General features: G+C 70.1%; 19 protein-coding genes. 13 read left to right on the top strand and 6 right to left on the bottom strand.

Annotated elements, in window-relative coordinates; translation table 11 throughout:
- Positions 1–9: 9 nt before the first annotated feature.
- Genes CTZ28_RS30960 through CTZ28_RS30950 form a run of 3 tightly spaced genes read right to left on the bottom strand, consistent with a single transcriptional unit; the run spans position 10 to position 2,959 of the window.
- Positions 10–1,317 carry a TadA family conjugal transfer-associated ATPase gene (locus CTZ28_RS30960; RefSeq protein ID WP_121893024.1) on the bottom strand — a complete coding sequence of 436 codons (1,308 nt, stop codon included), beginning with the start codon at positions 1,315–1,317 and terminating at the stop codon, positions 10–12.
- On the bottom strand, positions 1,314–2,195 hold the full coding sequence (locus CTZ28_RS30955) for a hypothetical protein (RefSeq protein WP_121893023.1): 882 nt from the start codon (positions 2,193–2,195) through the stop codon (positions 1,314–1,316). The genes CTZ28_RS30960 and CTZ28_RS30955 overlap by 4 nt, the downstream gene beginning before the upstream one ends.
- A gap of 17 nt (positions 2,196–2,212) precedes the next feature.
- Positions 2,213–2,959, bottom strand: a complete 747-nt coding sequence (locus CTZ28_RS30950; protein WP_121893022.1) for a hypothetical protein — start codon at positions 2,957–2,959, stop codon at positions 2,213–2,215.
- A gap of 516 nt (positions 2,960–3,475) precedes the next feature.
- On the opposite strand from CTZ28_RS30950, the gene CTZ28_RS30945 reads away from it, so the two are divergent.
- The 11 genes from CTZ28_RS30945 (at position 3,476) to CTZ28_RS30895 (ending at position 12,728) form a co-directional block, all read left to right on the top strand.
- Complete coding sequence (locus CTZ28_RS30945; protein ID WP_121893021.1) at positions 3,476–4,405, top strand: hypothetical protein; 930 nt, start codon at positions 3,476–3,478, stop codon at positions 4,403–4,405.
- A 125-nt stretch (positions 4,406–4,530) separates the two neighbouring features.
- The gene (locus CTZ28_RS30940; protein WP_121893020.1) at positions 4,531–4,836 is read left to right on the top strand and encodes a hypothetical protein; all 306 of its coding nucleotides are present in this window, start codon (positions 4,531–4,533) and stop codon (positions 4,834–4,836) included.
- Positions 4,833–6,035, top strand: a complete 1,203-nt coding sequence (locus CTZ28_RS30935; RefSeq protein WP_121893019.1) for a putative T7SS-secreted protein — start codon at positions 4,833–4,835, stop codon at positions 6,033–6,035. Before CTZ28_RS30940 ends, CTZ28_RS30935 begins: the two co-directional genes overlap by 4 nt.
- A 156-nt stretch (positions 6,036–6,191) precedes the next feature.
- Positions 6,192–6,860: a hypothetical protein gene (locus CTZ28_RS30930; RefSeq protein ID WP_121893018.1), complete on the top strand. Its 669-nt coding sequence runs from the start codon at positions 6,192–6,194 to the stop codon at positions 6,858–6,860.
- Entirely contained in the window at positions 6,857–7,405 is a 549-nt protein-coding gene (locus CTZ28_RS30925; protein WP_121893017.1) for a hypothetical protein, read from the top strand. Before CTZ28_RS30930 ends, CTZ28_RS30925 begins: the two co-directional genes overlap by 4 nt.
- 209 nt (positions 7,406–7,614) lie before the next feature.
- A complete protein-coding gene (locus tag CTZ28_RS30920) occupies positions 7,615–8,262 on the top strand; it encodes a hypothetical protein (RefSeq protein ID WP_121893016.1) in 648 nt (215 codons plus the stop codon).
- On the top strand, positions 8,250–9,296 hold the full coding sequence (locus CTZ28_RS30915) for a hypothetical protein (RefSeq protein WP_398657090.1): 1,047 nt from the start codon (positions 8,250–8,252) through the stop codon (positions 9,294–9,296). The genes CTZ28_RS30920 and CTZ28_RS30915 overlap by 13 nt, the downstream gene beginning before the upstream one ends.
- A gap of 185 nt (positions 9,297–9,481) precedes the next feature.
- Positions 9,482–9,781: a hypothetical protein gene (locus CTZ28_RS30910; RefSeq protein ID WP_121893015.1), complete on the top strand. Its 300-nt coding sequence runs from the start codon at positions 9,482–9,484 to the stop codon at positions 9,779–9,781.
- 1 nt (position 9,782) lies between these two features.
- Positions 9,783–11,000, top strand: a complete 1,218-nt coding sequence (locus CTZ28_RS30905) for an enoyl-CoA hydratase/isomerase family protein (RefSeq protein WP_121893014.1) — start codon at positions 9,783–9,785, stop codon at positions 10,998–11,000.
- A gap of 38 nt (positions 11,001–11,038) precedes the next feature.
- Positions 11,039–11,953: a hypothetical protein gene (locus CTZ28_RS30900; protein ID WP_121893013.1), complete on the top strand. Its 915-nt coding sequence runs from the start codon at positions 11,039–11,041 to the stop codon at positions 11,951–11,953.
- Positions 11,954–12,098: 145 nt separating this feature from the next.
- Complete coding sequence (locus CTZ28_RS30895) at positions 12,099–12,728, top strand: hypothetical protein (protein ID WP_259471897.1); 630 nt, start codon at positions 12,099–12,101, stop codon at positions 12,726–12,728.
- Between the two features lie 94 nt (positions 12,729–12,822).
- On the opposite strand, the gene CTZ28_RS30890 is transcribed toward CTZ28_RS30895, so the two are convergent.
- Positions 12,823–13,125 (bottom strand): WXG100 family type VII secretion target, encoded by a 303-nt coding sequence (locus CTZ28_RS30890; protein WP_121893011.1) that lies wholly within the window; start codon positions 13,123–13,125, stop codon positions 12,823–12,825.
- Between the two features lie 336 nt (positions 13,126–13,461).
- On the opposite strand from CTZ28_RS30890, the gene CTZ28_RS30885 reads away from it, so the two are divergent.
- Complete coding sequence (locus CTZ28_RS30885; protein ID WP_121893010.1) at positions 13,462–18,066, top strand: FtsK/SpoIIIE domain-containing protein; 4,605 nt, start codon at positions 13,462–13,464, stop codon at positions 18,064–18,066.
- 29 nt (positions 18,067–18,095) lie between these two features.
- Here CTZ28_RS30885 and CTZ28_RS30880 read toward each other — a convergent pair whose 3' ends face one another.
- On the bottom strand, positions 18,096–19,835 hold the full coding sequence (locus CTZ28_RS30880) for a serine/threonine-protein kinase (RefSeq protein ID WP_121893009.1): 1,740 nt from the start codon (positions 19,833–19,835) through the stop codon (positions 18,096–18,098).
- Between the two features lie 91 nt (positions 19,836–19,926).
- Positions 19,927–20,772 carry a menaquinone biosynthetic enzyme MqnA/MqnD family protein gene (locus CTZ28_RS30875; protein ID WP_121893008.1) on the bottom strand — a complete coding sequence of 282 codons (846 nt, stop codon included), beginning with the start codon at positions 20,770–20,772 and terminating at the stop codon, positions 19,927–19,929.
- 287 nt (positions 20,773–21,059) lie between these two features.
- Here CTZ28_RS30875 and CTZ28_RS30870 point away from each other — a divergent pair, with 287 nt between their 5' ends.
- A complete protein-coding gene (locus CTZ28_RS30870) occupies positions 21,060–21,263 on the top strand; it encodes a cold-shock protein (protein WP_003974443.1) in 204 nt (67 codons plus the stop codon).
- Positions 21,264–22,025 lie beyond the last annotated feature (762 nt).

The following is a 22,025-nucleotide window of genomic DNA, read 5'->3' as shown; positions in this document are numbered from 1 at the left end:
GCGTCATGGTCACCCCCACGCCCCGTGCGGCTGGTAGCCGTAGGCCATCAGGTCCTCCAGGCAGGCTATGGGCGCGTGCGGTACGACCCGGCCGTCGGGGGTCTCGGCGAACACCTCGCTGGACAGCACACGGCCGTCGACGCCGTTGACCTCGCGCACGGAGGTCACCATGCGCTGGAGCCCGCCCCCGGTCCGGTAGTTGTTGCGCCGCTGGATGAAGACGACGAAGTTCACCGCGCCCGCGATCAGCATCTGGCTGGCCTCGATGGGCAGCCGCTCGGTGGCCTGCAACGCGTACGTGGAGATGCGGTTGAAGACCTCGCTGGAGCTGTTGGCGTGGATCGTGGACAGCGAGCCGTCGTTGCCCTGCGACATCGCGTTGAGCATGGTGACGATCTCGTCGCCGAGCACCTCTCCGACGATCACCCGGGAGGGGTTCATCCGCAGTGAGCGGCGGACCAGTTCGGCCATGCCGATGGCGCCCTGGCCCTCGGAGTTGGGCAGCCGTTCCTCGAACGCCACGACGTTGGGGTGCAGGTCGGGGAAGGTGTCGAGCCCGAGTTCCAGGGCGCGTTCGACGGTGATGAGCCGTTCGCCCGGGGGGATCTCGTTGGCGAGGGCGCGCAGCAGGGTCGTCTTGCCCGCGTTGGTGGCCCCCGCGATCATGATGTTCTTGCGGGCGCGGACGGCGCAGGCGAGGAAGTGCCCCAGCTCCGGGCCCAGGGTTCCGTTGCCGACGAGGTCGGAGATGAACACCTTGCCCATGCGGGCGCGCCGGATGGACAGCGCGGGCCGCCGGGCGACGTCCATGACGGCGGAGAGCCGGGAGCCGTCGGGCAGCCGCAGGTCGAGCTGTGGGTTGGCGGAGTCGAAGGGCCGGGAGGACAGGCCGGAGTAGGCGCCCAGTACCTGGATCAGCTCGATCAGTTCCTCGTCGGTCTCGGCGACCGGATCGCCCGTGGCCTCCCGCCCGTCGGAGTAGCCGACGAAGACCTGGTCGCAGCCGTTGATGTCGATGTTCTCGACGTCGGGGTCGTCCAGCAGGGGCTGGAGCCGGCCCACGCCGAAGAGCGCGGCGTGCACGGCGGCCGCGTACTGCTCCTCGGTCTCGGCGTCCAGCGGCGTACGGCCCGCGTTGATCTCGGTGCGGGCGTACTCCTCCAGGATCTGCGCGATGACCGCGCGGGCGTACTGCCGCTCGTCCTCCGTGGACATCGGCGAGACGCCGTTGACCTGGTCGAGGCGGCGCTGCTCGGCGATGCGGTCGCCGGCCTCCTGCCGGAACCGCTTGACCAACTGGTGGTCGACAGCGGTCATCGGCCGGCCCCCGCGTGACCCTGCTGGGGACGCTGGGCCTGATGGGGCTGCTGGGGCTGGTGCGCCTGGGCGGCTGCGGCCCAGGCGGTGCCGTACTGCTGGTACAGGTCGGCGGTGACCTTGCGGGCCGAGCGGATCAGCAGGGACTTGTCGAGACGGCCGCGCTTGCGGCCGGCCAACTGGTCGGCGCCGGTGGGGTCGTCCGCGAGAGTGCCGACGACCCGGGCGCCGGTCTGGGCATGCACCAGCATGTCGTTGACCTGGCCGGCGATCTTCGCGGAGCTGTTCGGGTCGGCGATCAGGACGACGCCGATGAGCGGGGTGGCGAGGGCCGCGGCGCCGCGCGGGCCGCCGTGCAGCTTGGCGGAGAGGGCGGCGGCCCGGTCCCGGACGCGGGCCAGCGACTCGGGTTCGGTGCGGGCGATCAGGAGGACGAGGGCCGCGTGCGGGAACAGCTCCATGGCCGGGGTGTCCCCGCTGATGCGTCCGCAGTCGGCGATGACGTCGGCGGGCGCGTTCGGGGAGTCGGCGAGGGAGGCGAAGGCGTGCCCGAGCGTGGGCCAGAGCCCGGCGAGCCCGGTGGCCTGCTCGGCGATGCCGAGCCCGACGAGCACTTCCAGTCCGCCGCTCAACGGCTGTACGTGGTCCCAGAGTTGGTCGGGCACCAGGCCCCGGCGGGCGGTGGCGGCTATGGACAGCATGCCGGTGTTCGGGTTGAGCGGTCCGCCGTGCGCGGCGGCGCTGCGGTAGACCAGGTCACCGCCCGCCGGGTCGGCCTCGGCGAGCAGTGCGCGCCGGGGCCAGACCGCCGCGAGGGCGACGGCCGCGGTGGTGACGCCGGGGGAACCCTTGTCGGCGGCGAGAGCGATGAGCGCCATGGGGTGGGTTCCGCCTCTTAGTCGTTGCCGGGGGCGTTGTTGCCGGGGACGCGGACGAGGGCCACTTCGCCGGCGGACGCGGCCTGCGCGAGCGCGGCGGCCTTGTCGCCGTCCACGGCCAGGGTGACGGCCAGGTTGGTGCTGCTGACGAGGCTTTCGCTGTCGCCCTTCTTGTCCGGGACGAAGGTGACGCGTGCCTGGTCGACGATCATGGAACTGCTGCTGCCGGCCGCGGAGGAGTCCGCCGAACCGCTGCCGGAGGAGCCGCTGTTGCCGCCGACCCGGTACGCGGCGACGGTGTCACCGACGGCGAGCCTGGCCGGGTACTGGCCCGCCTTGAGGGACAGGCCGACGGTGGCCTTGCCCGCGGCCAGCCCGCTCTCCGTCCCGAACATCTCGCCGACCGCCACCACCCCGCCCGGGATGGTGCTCTTGGCCTTGAGCTTCTTCAGGCTGTCGACCTGTTCCCACCGGACGTAGTTGATCTCGCTGTCCTCGGCCACCATCACGGAGGTCACGTTGCTGTCGGTGACGGATCCGCCCGCCGGGATCTCCTGCGTCACCTTGACGACCTCGATCCGGTCACCGGCGCGCAGCACGAGCGTCGTCGCGCCCAGCGCACCCAGCAGGATCAACAGCACGGCGAGCGCGGCCAACGCCGGTTTGCGCTCACGAGGCGGAGTGGGCAGCCGGTCACCGACCGGCGGCTGAACCGGAGCGGCGGCACGATTCGCGCCCGCCCCCGTACGCTCCTGGATCTTCACGCAACCGCTCCCCGTACGCCCAAGAAATGTCTGGCAAGTTCCGTGCACAAGCGGACACTTCACCCCCGAACGCTCGCGCGCGACGCACGAGACGCGCTGGACGCACCGCTCGACCTGGGCGAATACCCAGCGCCAGAGTGAGTGTCAAGCGATCGCACCGTATCAGCCACACATAAGCCCCTCAAGGCACGTTCCAGGTCCCCGGCCCCGCCCGGATCGCCGTTGCGCTCTGCAACTTCGGGCGTATAGGGACCAGTTGCGCCAAGGGGGCCCAACAGGCCCGTCACCTGCGCCGGCGAAGGACCGCCGGACCCGCAGCCGGACGACCGCCCACGGGGTGAACACGACGCCTGCACATGTCACTCACAACGGGGACGGGGAGTTCAACGGGGCCGCCACGGACCGTCCGCGCGGAAGGCCGATGCGTGTCCGCGCCGCACTCCGCTGCACCGGCCGGACATCGTTCCCGCACGATTTGCTCACATCGGTTCGGGGTGCCCATGTCATCATCCTCGGGTGACTGGGACAACACCGACACCGGCCGAGCAGCTCCCCCTCGAAGGCACCGCACTGGCGTCCGATCCCCGGCTGCTCACAGCGGTGCGCGCGATAGGCACCCGCCACGGCCTCGACTACACCGACGACAGCGCGGTGACCGCACTGCTCACCGAGCGCCGCGGAGCACTGCGGTCCGCCGAACGCGGCCCGCTGGTCTGGCTCGGAGCGCTGGCCCTCGTCATCGCCCTGCTGCTGCCCTTCGCCGCGTCCGCCGCGTCCACACAGGCCGCGAGGGCGAGCCTCGCCGCCTCCGGTCCCCTCCTGGTCATCGCCGTGGCCGCGCTCGTCCGGGTGCGGGACCGCTGGAAGCAGGAGCTCAGGCATCCGGCGCTGGCCGGCTACCGCGAGGTGCTGGGCACGGCGCGGGCGCACGGGCTGGCGCTGGCGTACGCGCCGGGATGGCTGGAGGGCCGCCGGAAGGACTCGGCCGGGTCCTGGTCCGAGAAGGCGGTGGCGCCGATCCCGTCGTACGAATCCGTCGAGCCGCAGGCGGGCACGGCCGGCGGGGAGGCCGTGCCGCACCCGGCCGAGGACCCGTCGGCGGCCGGCCCCGCGGCCCAGGTCCCGGCCAAGTCCCAGGCGGTCACCGCGTACGAGACGGTCGCCGACCAGGGCGGCTGGCACGACGAGACGGGCTGTCTGCTGGTGCTCGCCGCCGGAGGCGGTGCGGTGTGGGGCGCCACCTCGGACACCCCCGCCGGCTACGCCGCCCTCGTCCTCGTCCCCGTCGCGATCCTGGTCTGGCTGCTCGGCAGGCGCCAGGGGCTGGAGAAGGAACGCCTCCGGGCCGAGGCACTGAGCTACGTCCGGGCGGTCAGGTCGGCGCAGGCGGCGGGTGCCCGGGTCCCCGAACTGTCGCCCGCACTGAGGAAGTTGCTGGACGACTAGCCGAAGTCGCCTTTCACAGCCCTCCGGCCGCGCGTGCGCGCCCGGCCTGGCGGAACCACCTACCGCACCGCTACCTTCATCATCTCGACGCAGACGCACCGATCCTGGGCCGCACGGGGGTACACATGGCTGACAGGACGCGAGCAGACCTGGACACCATCAGGGACTGCTCCGACTCGTTGTTCCGCATTCATCGCGAATTCAAGGAGCACGGGAATCCCGCCGACGAATTCCGCGACGACCTCGGCAGCGAGAGACTCCGCGACGTCTTCGACGACTTCTCCGACACCTGGAAGAAGACGCGCAAGAAACTCATGGAGGACATGGAGAACCTCGCGGAATACACGAAGACGGCGGCGGACACGTACGACGACGTCGACCGCAAGCTGGCCCAGGCACTCCGGGACGCCCGCAAGAAGGGAAAGAAGTGACTCGCCCGCGCGACTGGGAGCCCCTGCACGACGGCGATCCCATACCCGGAGACCCGTACGAGGTCGCCAGGCTCGGCAAGGAACTGCGCGGCATGGCCGACGAGATCGAGAAGCAGGCCGGCAACATCCGGGCGCTCGCCTCCGTCGAGGGCTGGGACAGCGACGCCGGGCGCGCCTTCCACGAGATCGCCGACGGCACGTCCGGGCGACTGAAGCGGGCCTTCGACCGCTACGACGAGGCCGCGAAGGCGCTGGGCACCAAGGTCGTGGACGGCGGCGAGTCCAAGGAGTACGCCAGCGAGCTGCACCGCGCCCAGAAGGTCGCCGACAAGGCGCTGAGCGACTTCCGCGCGGCGGAGGGCGACCACAGGACGGCCCTGTCCGGACTTGAGCAGTACCGGGACACCGTGCCCGGCAAGGACGACTTCGCCGACCGGAACCGGCTGGAGAAGAAACGTGACGCCGCGTGGGACGTCATCCGCGAGTGTCACAGCGAGATCGGCCGCGCGAAGATCATCCGCGACGACGCAGCCAAGGCCGCCGAGAAGCACATCAAGAACATCATCCACCACGACGGCGTCCGCGATCCCGGCGGCTTCATGAACTGGCTCGCCGACTGGGCCGACATGTTCGCGAACCTCTCGGCGGTCTTCTCCGTCCTGGCCGTCATCTGCGCGTTCGTGCCGCCCCTGCAGTTCCTCGCCCCGGTGTTCGCCGGGCTCGCCATCGTCACCAGTGCCATGGCGCTCGCCGGGCACGTCTACGACATGACGGTGCGCGGCGGCGAGTTCAACGGGGTCAAGCTGTTCTTCGACACGCTCGGGGTGATTCCGGGCGTCGGCGCGCTCAAGGGCTTCACGGCCCTCAAGGGCCTCAAGGGGCTGTCCAGGCTGCGCGGCCTACGGTTCAGCGGCGCGGCGGCGATGGCGGGCGTCCGCTTCAAGTTCTTCAACGGCGTCGCCGTCACAGCCGTGAACTCCATCCTCACCAAGGCCGGCAAGGCCGCCATCCCGGGCGAGAAGATCACCGCCGCCATCAAGGGCGGCAGCTTCGTCAACGCCGTGGTGAAGGTGTTCACCGGGCACAACGGCGAACGGACCGGCGACCCCGGCGACTACCCGACCGTCACCCCGAGCCCGTCGCCCCAGGCACCTCCGCGGCCGGCGTCCGCGCCCTTCCACGCGGCGCTCGCCTACTAGCACCCCCATGACGTTCCGTCACCGTCATTTCCGTCCCGGCGGCGGAGGCCGGCGGCAGCACCGCGGGCCCCGGCCTGTCTGTGGGCCCCCGCGGTTCGCCGTCGCCCCGCGCGCCACCCCAGAGGAACTCGAACTGCCCAGCGAGGCGGACAGCCGATGAGCACAGTCACGACAGAGACCGAAGCCACGTCGGTGGTGGACGGCGAGGCCGTCCATCTCCGCTGGATCATGCCGGAAGGATTCTTCGAACTACCGATGGACGTGGAGTCCGTCGAGGAGCTGGCCGACGGGCTGATCGAGCTGGCCCGCGAGGTGATGCCCGGGGCGCCGCCCGACATGCAGTACCAATGGGCCGCCCTGTGCGCAGGGAACTACGACACGTTCATCGAGGCGGGCGTGCAGTACGCCGGCTTCGTCATCACCGAGGTCGACGGGACCCGCTGCACCGCCACCGTGCACGTGTCCCTGTTGGACGTCCCGGAGGAGGCCCGCTTCAACCCCGTGCACGCCACGATCGGCGCCCTGACCGCGCTCGACCAGGGCGAGGTCGCCGAGATCGGCCTGCCCTGCGGCCGGGCCGTGTCCTGGATCGGCACCCGGCAGGCGGCCATCGACGCGGCGCTCATGCCGTCGGGCCACGACGAGCCGTTCTGGACGTCGTTCATCCAGGTGCAGGTCCCGCTGCCCAACGGCACCACCGTGGTGCTGGAGATGGTGACCCCGACGCAGGAGGGCTGGGAGGTCTTCTCCGCGATGTTCGCGGGCATCCTGAAGAGCCTCTGCTTCTTCGACGACGCGGGCAACCCGCTGGGGCCCGCGGCGTGACCGGTCCGACGAGCACACCGCCCCCGGAGGACTACCGGCTCCTCGTCCCCCGCGACTGGTTCCGCGTCGACCTCACGCTGGACCGCTGGCGGCCCCAGCTGAAGACGTTCGTCGACCGGCAGACGGCGGGCCGGCCGCTGTCCGCCGAGGCCAGGCACGAGGTGTGGGCGACCCTGCGCAACACCGCCGAGAGCGGGGTCGCGCGGGGCGCCCTGGAACTCTTCCTGCGCGCGGAGGCGCAGACCGCGACGCCGGCGACCCTGCTGGTCTCGCTGCTGCCGACGCGGGGAGCCCTGAACGCCCCGCCGAAGGAGTTCGCCGCGGCGCTCGCGGCCCGCCGCGGCGACGGCGCGGACGTCACCGTCGTCCCCCTCCCGGCCGGCGACACGGTCCGCGTGACCACGGCGACGACGCTGGACCTCTACGTCCGCGTCCCCGGCTCCGCGGGCTACCTGCTGCTGGCCTTCACCGTCCCCCTGAGCGGCGTCAAAAGCCCGATGGGAGAACTGTGCGAGGCGATCGGGGGGTCGTTGCGGTGGGTGTGAAGCCGATGGCTCTCGCTGCGCCCGGGAGCCGTGGACTGCGCCGGTGGCCGGCGCCCTCGGACACGGCCGGCACGCCTCCGGTGCGCCGGGTTGCCCCTCCAGCGCCTCGAACAACCGCCTGTCAGGTGACGTTGGTCCTGGCAAGCCGCTCGACCACGCCTATAACGTCAGAGTTCTTGACTCACTTCTTGTCTCACGGGGAGCCCAGTGTGAAGCGCCGCCCTCTGCCCATCGCTGCCGCGCTTGCCGCAGCCGCAGCCTTTCTGCTCACCGCCTGCGGCAGCAGCGACGATTCCAAGGACAACGACAAGATCGCCGGCGCGGACAGCGGAAGTTCTTCCGCGTCCACGTCGCCGAGCGCAAGCGGTTCGGCCGACCGTCCCAAGATCACACTTCCGGACGACCTCAAGGACACGTTCGAGGGGTGGAAGACCGGGGACGCGACCGAGGACGCCGTCCTCGCGGATGTGGCACAACGCGTCGATGCCACCAACTACGCCATCACACAAGGAAACGTCGATCTTCCGGCGCTCTCTTTCTACTACCGCGGCACCGCCCTTGCCGACGCCAAGGACTGGGTCCAGTCCATTGCGAAGGACGGGTACAGCATCACCGGGACCAACCGCTATTACAACGCCAAGATCGAGGTTTTCGATTCCTCGTCAGCGGGCGTCGTCTACTGCGAGGACCAGGGCAAGGCCTACGCGAAGGACCGCAAGACCAACAAGGTCCACAAGACCGAAGTGACGAACAATTCCTACGTCCTCTACTCAACTCGCGTGGAAAAGAACGAGCAGGGTGTCTGGCAGACGACGAAGCTCACTTCCCAAAGGGGCCACAAGTCATGCACTCCGTGACGTCACGCGGCAGGATCGTCTTGGCAGCTCTCCTTGCGGGGGCTCTCACCCTCACCGCCTCCGGCGTCGCGTTCGCCGACTGGCCGCCGAGCAGCGGCACGCAGGGACGCACCGAACAGTCCGGAAGCGCGAGCGGAGGAACTCTGACCTCCCGGGTCACGTACTCCGGCTCGGTACGCGGAAGCGGAACCGGTTCGTCGGTACGGCCGGTGACGAACTGGACCCCGCCCGCGTGCTGGTACGAACCTCGGAGTGCTGAGGATTTCGCGCAGTACGTCGAAGACATGTACACCGAGACGATCAACACGCCGGGACAGCACAGCTACGCCAAGACGTCCGTCGGCATGTTCCGGAACGACTACAAGGACGGCACGTACAAGAACTACAACCTCGACGTGAAGGACGAGGGCAACTGGTGGGTGGCGGTCGTCGACGAGGACCGCTGGATGGAACCCGCGGCACAGGCTTGCAACAAGCAGCCCTTCTGGGTGGAGACCGGTGACGCACCGCCCGTGGACAACGCGGTGACCCCCCAGATCCTGGCCGAACTCGCCTACAACCGCATCCAGCTCCCCGCCACCGAGGTGACCCTCGCACCGCAGAACACCACCAAGGTCAACCTGGCCACCTGGGCCTGGCTCGACAAGGCCAAGTTCGACGAGGTCTCCGTGACCGCCGCGCTCAACGTCGCCGGCCTCGACATCCAGGCCACGACCACCGCCAGACCGGTCGCCCTCAGGCTCGAACCCGGCACCCCCGACGCCACGACCTACCCCGGCTCGGGAATCTGCCGCGTCAACGCCGACGGCTCCATCGGCGAGCCCTACGCGAAGGGCAAGGCCGACAGGACCCCGCCCTGTGGTGTCAAGTACCTGCGCTCCTCCGGCAACGGCACCTTCGACCTCCGGGCCACCGTGACCTGGGAGATCACCTGGACGGGCACGGGCAGCCCCAACCCGACGCGGCTCCCCGACGGCACGTTCGGCAACGACCAGGCGGTCACCGTGCAGGAGATCCAGTCGGTCAACCGCTGACACCCCCACCGACCCGGCGGGCCCCTACCCGCCGGGCAGCGGAACGGACGGACCGTCGAGGTCTCTTCACAGGAGCAGTTCGCCCTGGCGAAATCACGGAACCCATGGATACCGTCGGGACTCTCGACCAGCACCTGCCGCACGGGAATCCCCCTGTGCGGCTGTGACGGAGACCGGAATGCGACATGAGTGACCTGCGTCTCGAGGACACCGTCTTCGAGCATCTGAAGAAGACCTTCTCCTCCATCAGCGACCGGATGGAGGACGCCCGTCGCAGCCTGCGCAGCGCCGACGCCTCCGCCGTCGGCGAGAGCAAACTCATCGAGGACGTCAAGGACTTCGCCGACGACTGGGGCTACGGCATCAAGCAGCTCGGCAAGCACACGCACGGTGCGGTGAAGATGATCAACACCATCGGCGATACATTCGACGGACTCGACCAGGAGCTTGCCGAATCGCTCAAGGTGAAGAAGAAGGGCAAGTGACGTGACCGTAAAGCGGCCGGCCTTCCCGCGCATAGGGTGGGACCCCACCCCGGGGGACGTGACGGACACCCGGGAACTCGCCAAGCGGCTCGGCGGTCTGGCGAGCGAACTGGGCACGGCCGTGCGCGAGCTGGAGCGGATCGAGTGCGGCGCCTGGAAGGGCAAGACCGCGATCGCCTTCACGGAGTACATCGGGCAGGACGTCACTCCGCTCATCCGCAAGAGCCACGAGTCCTTCGACAAGGCCTCGCGTGCCCTGCACCGGTGGGCAGGTGAGCTCCAGGACTTCCAGGACGAGGCGGATCTGCTGGAGAAGCTGGCCGGGGAGAAGCTCAGCGCCCAGGACAAAGCCAAGGCGGAGGCCGGGAGCGAGGGCAGCGAGGAACTCGGCGAGGCCTCCAGCGCCGTCAACGAGGTCATCAACAAGGTCCATGACCTTGAGGAGCGTTACAGGCTGGCCGCCGGCAAGATCGGCAAGGAGCTGGACAAGGCCGCGGACATCGCCCCCGACGAGCCCGGTTTCTGGGAGAAGCTGGGCAAGGGCATAGCGGACGCCTGGGACGCAACCGGCGACTGGCTCAAGGACCACGCCGATCTCATCAAGATGGTGGGTGACGTACTCAGCGATGTCACAGCTGTACTGGGCATGCTGGCCATCGTCACGCTCCCGTTCCCACCTCTCGCGGCCATCTTCGGCACGGCCGCGCTCATCGGCAGCGGTCTTGCCCTGGCCGCACACGGCGTCGCCAAAGCGGCGGGTGCAGACGTGAGTTGGATGCACGTCGGACTAGACGCCGTAGGACTGCTGCCAGGAATCGGATTGTTCAGCAAGGGCGTCAAGGTGATCGGCGCGGCCAAGGCGACGACCACGGCCGGCAGGCTCGGCAAGGGATTCACGTCCACGAGAATCGGAAGCTCACGAATCCTGATGTCTTTCGGTAAAGAATCCTCGAATCTGACGGGAGGGCTCGGCAAAGCCGGCATCGTGAGGCTCGGCGGCATGTCGGACGACGTCTACCAGGTGACCCACGGAACCAGTGGACTCATGTCACGGATGGGCGGTCTCGCCGTGGCCGGCTATCACCAGGGGCAGTTCATCGGCACCAAGGGAGCGAATCTCATTCCGGGCGTGAACATCAACCCGTTCGGAGCCGGTATCGCACTCGACGCCGGTCTCAAGATCGCTCCCAAGATCTACGGTCACGTGTCGGGAGACTAGTCGGCTCCGATACGCCGTTCAGGAGGATTCACATCGAGATGAGTGTCTGGCAACCCGGCCCCGGAGAAGTTCTGCTCGCCCGTGTTCCCCTCACGTTCGCCACCGGCGCCGCCATGCGGGTCAGGGGTATGCGGTGGTTCCGTGACACCGAGCGCAACGACATTCAGCACGAACTCGCGGGCTGGCCCGAAGGACCGGTCTACACAGCCCGTTCCACGGGGGACACGGTCGCCCGGAACACATTCAAGGGCGCCGCCATGGCCGTGGGCGTGGCCATCATGGGCGTTCTCACCTCGCAGGGGGGAAGTACCCCGGGAGGCCCTTCCGAAGAGGGGTCGGACACGTCCGACGACCGGGGTGACGAGGTGGAGGACTTCCCCGTGATGTGGGCGGCTCCCGCTACCGTCGCCCGCACTCTGCCCTGGCAACTCGACCCGGGTCGTTCCTCGGCCAAGCGCTATCGCACCCACGCCGTCATCACTGATCGCCGACTGGTGATCGTGGGGTTCCCCTACGTCAAGCACAACGACCGGCTGATCGACGACGAACTCCTCTGGGAGATTCCGCGTTCCACGATCACCGAGGTCGTCCCACGGGACTTCAGGGACGGACAGGACGTAAAGATCGTATTCGCCGACGGTTCCTGGTGCCGGCTCAGCAGCATCAAACGGATAAGGCTCATTCGGCATCTCGACAAGGACGTGCAGTTCATTCCGCTCGACACGCTCACTCCCGCGCAGCGGAACACCGTAGAGCGCTTCGCCGCCGCCCAGCCGCCGGATTCTCAGGCTCCTCTGGTGTCACAGAACGCGTGCGGCTGCTTCAGAGTCCACGTCGTGGCGCCGAGCACCATCCATGCGTTCTTCGGTGATTCCGAGTTGAGCACGGTCATGGACGCGCAGGGCACCGAACTCCCACTCACGGAGTACCACCAGGAAGACTTCCCGAGTTGACGCTCTCCCCGCTCCCGATCAGAACGGCCGACCACTTCAGATGAGCCCTGCCACCCACTCCGCGAACGATCTGTACGTCAGTTCTGCCGACGGCGGGCTTCCCCCGGTCTGGTTCCTCGTCCCTGAGGGCTTCTTCGCACTGCCTGTGGCCGCCACTGCGGAAGAACGCGCCGAACGTGCCCGCTCGTTCGTGCGAGAACTGTATTCCCGAAGCGACGAGACCGTCTGGGAGCCCGCCGCCCCCTACTATGCGGCGATAGCCGAACTCATGGCGGACACCGGTGTCTCCTATGCCGCGATGGGCCTGTTCTCCACGGTGGAGGAAGGAGCCACGTCCGAAGAATCGGTCGTCCGACACGAGCCGGCCGACGGTGTGGCCCAGTGCGCTTTCACCGTGGCCACCGTGGCAACCGACCAAGAGGACGGCGACACCGACGTCGTGGCTCAGGGCGTCCTCGCGGCACTGTCCAGTGATCCGTACAACGACGCCATCTGGCTCGATCTGCCGTGCGGACCGGCTGTGTCCTGCATCAGCCTGCGCGAGTACCGGATCAGTCCAGAGGCGACGGCGAGCGGTGAGGAGACGAAGCTCCTCACCGGACAGATCCAGGTCCATGTGCCCTTTCCCACAGGACCGTTCACCGCGATCTTCACTCTCTACACGGCGTCCATGGAGCAGTGGTCCGAGATCTACCGCCTGATGTCCAGCATTCTCCAGACGGTGTCATTCATCGATCCGACCGACGACGGCTCGCCCACTGTGTCGGCTGAGTGATCGATGTCCTCGTACGCCTCGGCCACAGCCCCGGCAGGCCGGGTGGGCCGTGCGGTGTCGTGTCCGCACGGCACCGCACCCCGTCAGCCGGCGGTCACCGGCTCTTGGCCGCCTTTGCCAGTTCCTCGTCGATCTGCTCGAACTTGTCGGCCGCGTTGGTCAGATAGTCACCCATGCCGTCCAGACCGTCGAGCGTGTCCTTGGTACCGCGGGTGAACTCCTCGAAGTTCTCGTCGAACGCCTTCGAGGAGCTCTTGGTGACGTAGCCGGACTCGACCAGGTTGGCGATGTACTTGCGCAGGCCGTCGAGCTTCTCCTGGAGCTTTTCCTTCTCCTTCACGACATGCTTGGCTGCATCGCGCATGTCCTGGTATGTGACATCAAGGTCCTTGGCCATGAGACCGCTCCTCTTCACCCATGCCGCAGGGCCAACCCCCGTGGCTCCCTGTGAGCGGACGAGACGGCCGGGCCGCGTGGTTCCAGCCGGGTGATCGTCCGCTCCTGCGGGCAGCAGCTTACGGGGGTGAACTGACGTGCCACATCCCCGAATCCCGCACAGGATCGGTGAACGGGACGTCGTGAGCTCGTGCACAGCGCGTTGCCATCGGAAAGAGCACGCGGAAGCGCCGGTACCCCCGCCTCCCCATTGCCCCGCCCCGGCACCGAACGGATATCGTCGCTTCCACTGTGACCTGCGGGAGGGAGCGGTCACGGGGGCTTGGGGAGGACAAGCGTGCGCCTGACTCTGACCGTCGTCGACCCGTTCGGCGGGGGCTCCGCCGATGTCGTACTCGATGCCGACCCCGAGTCCAGAGTCGGGGACATCGCCCAGGAACTGGCCAAGCAGGTCGGGGTCGGTGGTGCGCAGGTCATTCCGATCGGGCAGCACCAGGCGGTCCCGCCGGGCGGTGCGCCCCTCGTGTACGTGGACGGGTACGCCGTCGATCCCGCCGCCACCGTCGTCGGTTCGCCGCTGCGCGAGGGCGCCGTCGTCAGCCTCCAGGACCCCGCCGGCTGTCTGCCGGGCGAACCGACCGGGCTGGTCGAACTGCGGGTCGTGGGCGGCCCGGCCGCCGGCCATGTGCACCGGCTCGGCGTCGGCCGCTACGACATCGGCAGCGGCCCGGCCGCCGCGCTGCGCGTCGACGATCCCGAACTCGACGCCCGTGCCCTCACCTTGTCAGTTGCAACCGATGGCACCTGCCAAGTCGCCGTGCACACCGGCACGGACGACAACGACGGCAACGACGCCGAGGACGCCAAGGACGCCAAGGGCACAGTCACCCTCGACGGGACGGAGATCTCCGCGGCCGACGGCGGCGCCTGGCCGCTCGGCGCGCAGATCGCCGTCGGCAACACCCTCCTCGAACTCGGCCGTTACAGCCCGCCCAACGCGGCCCTGAAGTGGTCGGAGGACGGGATCGGACTCGACTACAACCGGCCGCCCCGGCTGCGCCCGCCCGAGCGGCAGACCAAGTTCCGGCTGCTGTCGCCGCCGCGTGACTACGAGGCCCGCCCGCTGCCCTGGCTGATGGCGCTGACGCCGCTGGTCGGCGCGGTGGTGGCCGTGCTCGTCTTCCACCGCTGGTACTACCTGATCATGGCGGCGCTCAGCCCCGTCCTGCTGTTCGCCAACTACTCCATGGACAAGAAGCACGGGCGCAAGTCCCATGCGAAGCAGGTCAAGGAGTACAAGGAGCAGAAGGAACGGATCGAGAAGGACGCACAGGACGCGCTGGTCGCGGAGCGGCAGGACCGGCGCCACGCCGTGCCCGACCCGGCCGCCGTCCTCTCCCTCGGCACCGGCCCGCGCACCCGGCTGTGGGAGCGGCGGCGCACCGACCGGGACCATCTGCTCGTGCGGGTCGGTACGGGCCGGCTGCCCTCCGAGGTGGTGCTCGACGACCCGGAGCAGGACGACCACCGCCGCCAGGTCACCTGGCACATTGAGGACGCGCCGGTCTCGCTCTCGCTGCGTTCCCTCGGCGTCATCGGCATGGCGGGGCCGGGCGACTCCGCCCGTGCCCTCGGACGCTGGGCGGTCGCCCAGACCGCCGCGCTGCACAGCCCGATGGACGTCCAGTTCTACGTCCTGAGCGAGAACAGCGCGCAGCGCAGCTGGGACTGGGTGCGCTGGCTGCCGCACGCCAGACCGACCGGCGGGCAGGACGCCAACGTCCTCATCGGCACCGACGCCGAGACCGTGGGCGCCCGCATCGGCGAGCTGACCCGGATCCTCGACGCCCGCAAGCAGGCCGCCGAGCAGAACCGCGGCCAGCGGACCGACTTCTCCGACCCGGACATCGTGGTCGTCTGGGACGGCTCGCGGCGGCTGCGGTCGCTGCCGGGCGTGGTACGGCTGCTGCGCGAGGGTCCCGCGGTGTCGATGTACGCGCTGTGCCTGGACGCGGAGGAGCGGTTCCTGCCCGGCGAGTGCCAGGCGTTCGTCGTGGCCGAGCCCAAGGCGCGGGAGTACGACGACCCCGCGCAGCCGGCGGTCCGGCAGCAGGCGCCCGGGGGCTTCCCGTCCTTCCACGCCTGGCACACCGCGAGCGGCCAGGAGACCGAACCGGCCGAGCAGGCAGCGGAGTTGCGGCTGCGGGTCGAGGAGGCGGGCGCGGAGCGCATCAAGGACGTACGGCCCGACTTCGTCTCCGCCCCCTGGTGCCTGCGCCTGGCCCGCTCGCTGTCCCCGCTGCGGGACATCAGCGGCGAGACCGAGGACTCGGCGCTGCCGGGCGCGAGCCGGCTGCTGGACGTGCTGCAACTGGAGCCGCCGACCGGGGACGCGATCACCGCCCGCTGGCGGCTGGGCGGGCAGTCGACGCTCGCGGTCATCGGCGAGTCGTACGACGGTCCGTTCGGCATCGACATGCGCAAGGACGGCCCGCACGGTCTGATCGCCGGTACCACCGGTTCCGGCAAGTCCGAGCTGCTGCAGACCATCGTCGCCTCGCTGGCCGTGGCCAACACGCCGGAGAATATGACGTTCGTCCTCGTCGACTACAAGGGCGGCTCGGCGTTCAAGGACTGTGTGAAGCTGCCGCACACCGTCGGCATGGTCACCGACCTCGACGCCCACCTCGTCGAGCGCGCCCTGGAGTCCCTGGGCGCCGAGCTGAAGCGGCGCGAGCACATCCTGGCCGCCGCCGACGCCAAGGACATCGAGGACTACCAGGACCTGGTGCGCCGCGACCCCTCGCGCGCGCCGGTGCCCCGACTCCTCATCGTCATCGACGAGTTCGCCTCGATGGTGCGCGACCTGCCCGACTTCGTGACCGGCCTGGTCAACATCGCCCAGCGGGGGCGTTCGCTCGGCATCCATCTGCTGCTGGCCACGCAGCGGCCGAGCGGTGTGGTCTCCCCCGAGATCCGGGCCAACACCAACCTGCGGATCGCGCTGCGCGTGACGGACGGCGGCGAGTCCAGCGATGTCATCGACTCGCCGGAGGCCGGACACATCTCCAAGAACACGCCGGGCCGGGCGTACGTCCGCCTCGGGCACGCGTCGCTGGTGCCGTTCCAGTCGGGACGGGTCGGCGGCCGACGGCCCGGTGCCGCGGACCCGACCGCCCTCGCGCCCTGGGTGGGCGAGCTGGGCTGGGCGGACCTGGGCCGGGCCGCGCTGGTGAAGCCGAAGGCCGAGGCGCGCGAGGACGAGGAGATCACCGACCTGAAGGTGCTGGTCGACGCGGTCCGCGACGCCAACACCGCGCTGGGCATCCCCGCGCAGCACAGCCCGTGGCTGCCCGCGCTCACCGAGACGCTGCTGCTGGACGAGATCGAGACACCGGTCCCGGCGCTCGCTCCGGGCCGGCTGCCGCCCGCGCCGTACGGCGTGGCGGACCTGCCCGCCGACCAGGCGCGCCGCCCGGTCGTGGTGGACTTCGCCACCTTCGGCCATCTGATGATCGGCGGCGCCCCGCGCAGCGGCCGCTCGCAGGTGCTGCGCACCATCGCCGGCTCCCTCGCCCGCACGCACTCCTGCGCCGACGTCCATCTGTACGGCATCGACTGCGGCAACGGCGCCCTCAACGCGCTGACCCGGCTGCCGCACTGCGGCGCGGTCGTCGGCCGCAACCAGACCGAGCGGGTCATCCGTCTCGTCAACCGGCTCAAGGGCGAACTCTCCCGCCGTCAGGATCTGTTGGCGGACAAGGGCTTCGCCGACATCGGCGAGCAGCGGGCCGCGGCGCCCGAGGACCAGCGGCTGCCGCACCTCGTCGTGCTCCTCGACCGCTGGGAGGGCTGGGTGCCCACGCTCGGCGAGATCGACCACGGTGCGCTGACCGACGAGCTGACCACGATGATGCGGGAAGGTGCGAGCGTCGGCATCCATCTGGTGCTGACCGGTGACCGCACGCTGCTCGTGGGCCGGATCGCGACGCTCACCGAGGACAAGTACGGTCTGCGGCTCGCCGACCGCAGCGACTTCTCGACGCTCGGCATCCCCGCCCGCAAGGTGCCCGAGGAGATCCCGCCGGGGCGGGCGTTCCGCAACGAGTCCGGTACGGAGGCGCAGTTCGCGCTGCTCGCTCAGGACACCACGGGGCAGGGGCAGGCGGCGGCGATCGCGGCGATCGGCGAGGCGGCGACGGTCAGGGACGCGGGCGTGCCACGCTCGCGCCGGCCGTTCCGGGTGGACAGCCTGCCGAGCCGAATCTCCTTCGAGGACGCGTGGGAGATGCGCGAGCCGGAGGCCGCCCGTTCGCGGCTGTGGGCGCTGGCGGGCATCGGCGGCGACGAGATCGTCGGCTTCGGCCCCGATCTCGCGGACGGCGTCCCGTCGTTCGTGGTCGCGGGCCCGGCGAAGTCCGGCCGCTCCACGGTCCTGATGAACTTCGCCCAGTCCTATCTCGCCCAGGGCATACGTCTGGTCGTCGCGGCCCCGCGCCAGTCGCCGCTGCGGCAACTCGACGGCAGGGACGGTGTGTTGAAGGTCTTCACCGGGGACGACATCGACGAGGACGAGTTCGAGGAGGCGATCGACTCGGCGTCCCTGGAGGAACCGATCGCCGTGCTCGTCGACGACGGGGAGATCCTGGAGGACTGCGATGCGGAGTCCCATATGAAGCGCATCGTCTCCCGCGGCGCCGAACGCGGCCTCGCCCTCGTCATCGCCGGCGACGAGGAGGACGTGTGCAGCGGCTTCTCGGGCTGGCAGGTCGACGCGAAGAAGGGCCGCCGCGGCATCCTGCTGTCCCCGCAGGAGTCCTCCAGCGGCGACCTCATCGGCGTACGCCTCTCCCGCAGCCTGGTGGGCGGCCAGATCGCCCCCGGCAAGGGCATGCTCCACCTGGGCGACGGCGAACTGCGCACGGTGGTGATCCCGGGCTGACCCGCCTTCGCCGACGCGAGTGGCGAGGGCTAGTCGGTCCTGGACATGCGGGAGGTCGGGTTGCCCTCCGCCGTGCTGTCCGACGTATACGTGAGGTCGTCGCCCACCGGGGTGAGCCGGATCGTGTGCGGGTCGGGGTTGCAGCCGGCGTGGTTGTCCTCGGCCCCGACCGACGTCGCGACGAGTGCCGTCGCGGTCACCTGTTTCAGGGTGAGCAGGTCCGTGCAGACGCCGCCGAGCTGGTCGGTCTGGCGCAGCCGGCCCAACTCCTCGCCCACGTCCGCCGACCGGACGGTGAGCCGGAAGGTGCCGATGGGCAGTTGGCCGTCGAGGGCGGTGGCCTGGCCCTGCCAGGTGCCGAGGTAGGGCGCGAGGACGCCGGAACCGGGCGCCGGGCCCGCATCGCCCGAACCGGTTGACGCCGTGGGCGGCTTGGTGCCGGCCCCGGCGGTGTCGTGGGCGCCGTCGCCGCCGATGAGCGGGCGGAGCAGGAAGCCGAGCCCGACCGTGACCGCCGCGAGCGCCCCGGCGACGGCGAGCGCCACCGTGCAGCTCATACGGCGTCCCCGGCCTCCCGCGCCCGGAGCGGAGGTGGCCGCCATGGTGACGGAGACCTTGCCCGGCCGCTGCTCCCCGGGCACCGCGTCCCGTGGCCCGGGAACCCCGCCGGTGCCGCCGCCGAGGCCCCCGGCACCGGCACCGAATCCCCCGCTCGCACCGGCCCCGACCGCGACTCCGGGTCCAATCCCCGTCCCGGCTCCCGCTGCCGCCCCGGGCATCACCGGCGGCGGTCCGAACTCCCCCGCCGGTGCCTCCGTCCTGCCGGTCACCGAGGGGCTGCTGAACGCGACCGGGCCCGACGGCGCCGGATCCGTCGTCTCCAGGCCGAGGAGCCGCACCGCGTCCCGGCTGACCTGTTCCACCAGCGGCCCCGGCAGCCAGCCGCCCGCGACCAGGCGCGCGGCACCGTCCGGGGCGAGCCGGCCGGCCACCGCGCCGGGGGCCGGCCGCGCACCGGGTTCCTTCGCCAGGCAGGCCGCGGCCACCTGCCGCAACTCGCCGTGCAAAGCCCCCAGTTCGGGCTCCTCGTGGACGACCTTGTAGAGCAGTGCGGCCGAGGAGTCCCCGGGGAAGGGCGGTGCGCCGGTCGCCGCGAACGCCAGCACCGCGCCCAGGGAGAAGACGTCCGCGGCCCCCGTGACGCCCTTGCCCAGGATCTGCTCGGGGGACATGTAGCCGGGCGAGCCGATGGAGACGCCGGTCGAGGTCAGGGAGGCCGTGCCGTCGGTGGCCCGGGCGATCCCGAAGTCGATCAGCAGCGGGCCGTCCAGGGTGAGCAGCACGTTCGGCGGTTTGACGTCCCGGTGCACGAGACCCAGCTCGTGCACGGCCGCGAGCGCCTCGGCGAGACCCGCGCCCAGCGTCCGTACGGAGTGCTGGGGCAGCGGCCCGTGGGCGGCGACGGCGGCCGCCAGGGAGGGTCCGGCCACATAGCCGGTGGCGACCCAGGGCACCGGCGCGTCGGGGTCGGCGTCCAGGACCGGTGCCGTCCAGGCGCCGCCCACCCGGCGCGCGGCGTCGACCTCGCGCCGGAACCGGGCGCGGAACTCCTCGTCCAGCGCGAAGTGCGGATGCACGATCTTCACGGCGACCGTACGGCCGCCGGTGCTGCGGCCCAGATAGACCCGGCCCATCCCGCCGGAGCCGAGCCGGCCGAGGAGCCGGTAGGGCCCCACGGCGGTGGGCTCGTCGGCCGCGAGCGGCTGCATCGGCGTCCCCCTCTTCCCCGTCACGCCTCGGTCAGCAGGGTAGTGCCGCGGAGCCGTACCGTGGGAGCGCCCGGGCGGCGCGACCGCCGGTCTATGCCAGCAGCTCCACCTTCACGTCCGCGGGGAAGCCGGTCGTCGGGCCGACCCGGCGGGCGAACTCGGCGACCGCCGCCAGCTGCGGGGCGCCGAAGCGGAAGTCGAGCGTCGTGAAGTACTGCGCCAGGACCTTCTCGTCGAAGGCCTCCCAGCGGGCCGCCTGCTCGGCGACCTTGCCGACCTCCTCCAGGGAGAGGTTGCGGGAGGACAGGAACGCCTCGTGCACCTGCCGGGTGATCGCCGGCTCGCGCTCCAGGTAGTCGCGCCGGGCCGCCCAGACCGCGAAGACGAACGGCAGGCCCGTCCACTCCTTCCACAGGGTGCCCAGGTCGTACACGTCGAGCCCGTAGTGCGGACCGTCGAGGAGGTTGGCCCGCAGCGCGGCGTCCCCGATGAGTACGGCCGCGTCCGCCTCCTGCATCATCAGGCTGAGATCGGGCGGGCAGCTGTAGTAGTCGGGCTGTACGCCGAACCGCTCGGCGAGCAGCAGCTGGGCCAGGCGGACGGAGGTCCGGGAGGTCGAGCCGAGGGCGACCCGGGCGCCGTCGAGCCGGTCGAGGGGGACCTGCGAGACGATCACGCAGGACATCACGGGGCCGTCGCAGCCGACCGCGATGTCCGGGAAGGCGACCAGGTCGTCGGCGTTCTTGAGGAACTCGACCAGGGTGATGGGCCCGATGTCGAGGTCCCCCCGCACCAGCTGCTCGCTGAGCTTCTCCGGGGTGTCCTTGGTCAGCTCGAAGTCGAGGAGGGTGCCGGTTCTCGCGAGCCCCCAGTAGAGGGGCAGGCAGTTCAGGAACTGGATGTGGCCGACGCGCGGCCGGGTGCGAGAATTGTCCACATCGCGAGACTAGACCTCATGAGGTACGGTGCCGACAACCGCCCCCTCCGTCAACCGGCCTAGCGGTGTTCAAACTTCCGAGTGGCGTGATCTTGACCCCTATTGCTTCCGGCTGCCTGCGTGCTAGGCTCGCCGCAAGTTGCAGTTTGGTTTCCCTTGCAGTACAGAGCCTGCGGAGCATGTAACCGCGGGCTCTCGTCGTTTTCAGACATATGCACTTGTGCGGCACTGTTTCACACTTGCAGGTTCTGGAGCAGGGCAACCCTTTGTGAGCCCAAGGAGGGCTTATGGCTACCGGAACCGTGAAGTGGTTCAACGCCGAAAAGGGCTTTGGCTTCATCGCCCAGGAAGGCGGCGGCCCCGACGTCTTCGTTCACTACTCCGCGATCAACGCTCAGGGTTTCCGTTCGCTCGAAGAGAACCAGCAGGTGAGCTTCGACGTGACCCAGGGCCCGAAGGGTCCGCAGGCGGAGAACGTCACCCCCGTCTGAGCAGCGATCCGATCGCAGCCTGAGAGAAGTACCCAAGGAGCCCCGCGCCTTCCGGCGACGGGGCTCCTGCCCTTTTCCTGCGCCGGCCGTAGCTGTGCGTGCTGCATGATCAGCGCGCCCGTTCCCCAGATCGTGTACGGGGCCGCATGGCGTTCATGAACTCCATTCACCCTATGGATACGACCATTCACTGAGCGTTCGCTCCACCGAACACCGCGCGGGCCGGCCCTGCGGGTCCCCCTGCCGCACGGCAGAGTCACGGTCCCGGCCCGCCTCCAGGAACTGACCTTGTACTGCCCACGAGGGCGCGCTGCCGCGGGCTGGGCAAGACCCGCCTGGGTCCTCCGTTCGCGGTGGTGGTGCTCGGGGCTGTGGCTGCTGGGTGGGCAGGGGGCCCTGTCGGTGGCCTTCGTCGAGGACTATGCGGCCCACTTCCCCGCCCCGCTGACGACCAGGCCGGCTGGACCGAGCGGTGCCGGCCGGGTTCGCGGAGCTGGTGGGTGACGGCCCATCTGGACTCGCTGGGACTGTCGGTCCTAGGCCCTGTCGGCAAACTCCCTCCCCCAGCCTCCGGCCGGGAGGTGCCCCCAGCCCCACGACGCCATGCACGCTCCCCCAAGCTCTCGGCTCCGCTCGACCAGGGGGGACCCCCACGATGCCGCAGGGCCCGCCCTCCGGGCGAACGACGGGAATCTGACGACAGGACCGAGGCGTCGGCCTGTCGGCGGGTGTGGTGGAGTTCGCCCGTCGAGGGAATCCGCG

Origin of the sequence: Streptomyces shenzhenensis, from assembly GCF_003688995.1 — a bacterium.
In the GTDB taxonomy this organism is placed as follows: domain Bacteria; phylum Actinomycetota; class Actinomycetes; order Streptomycetales; family Streptomycetaceae; genus Streptomyces; species Streptomyces shenzhenensis_A.
Note: the sequence above shows the minus strand (reverse complement) of the source record. Positions and strands in the feature narration are given on the sequence as shown.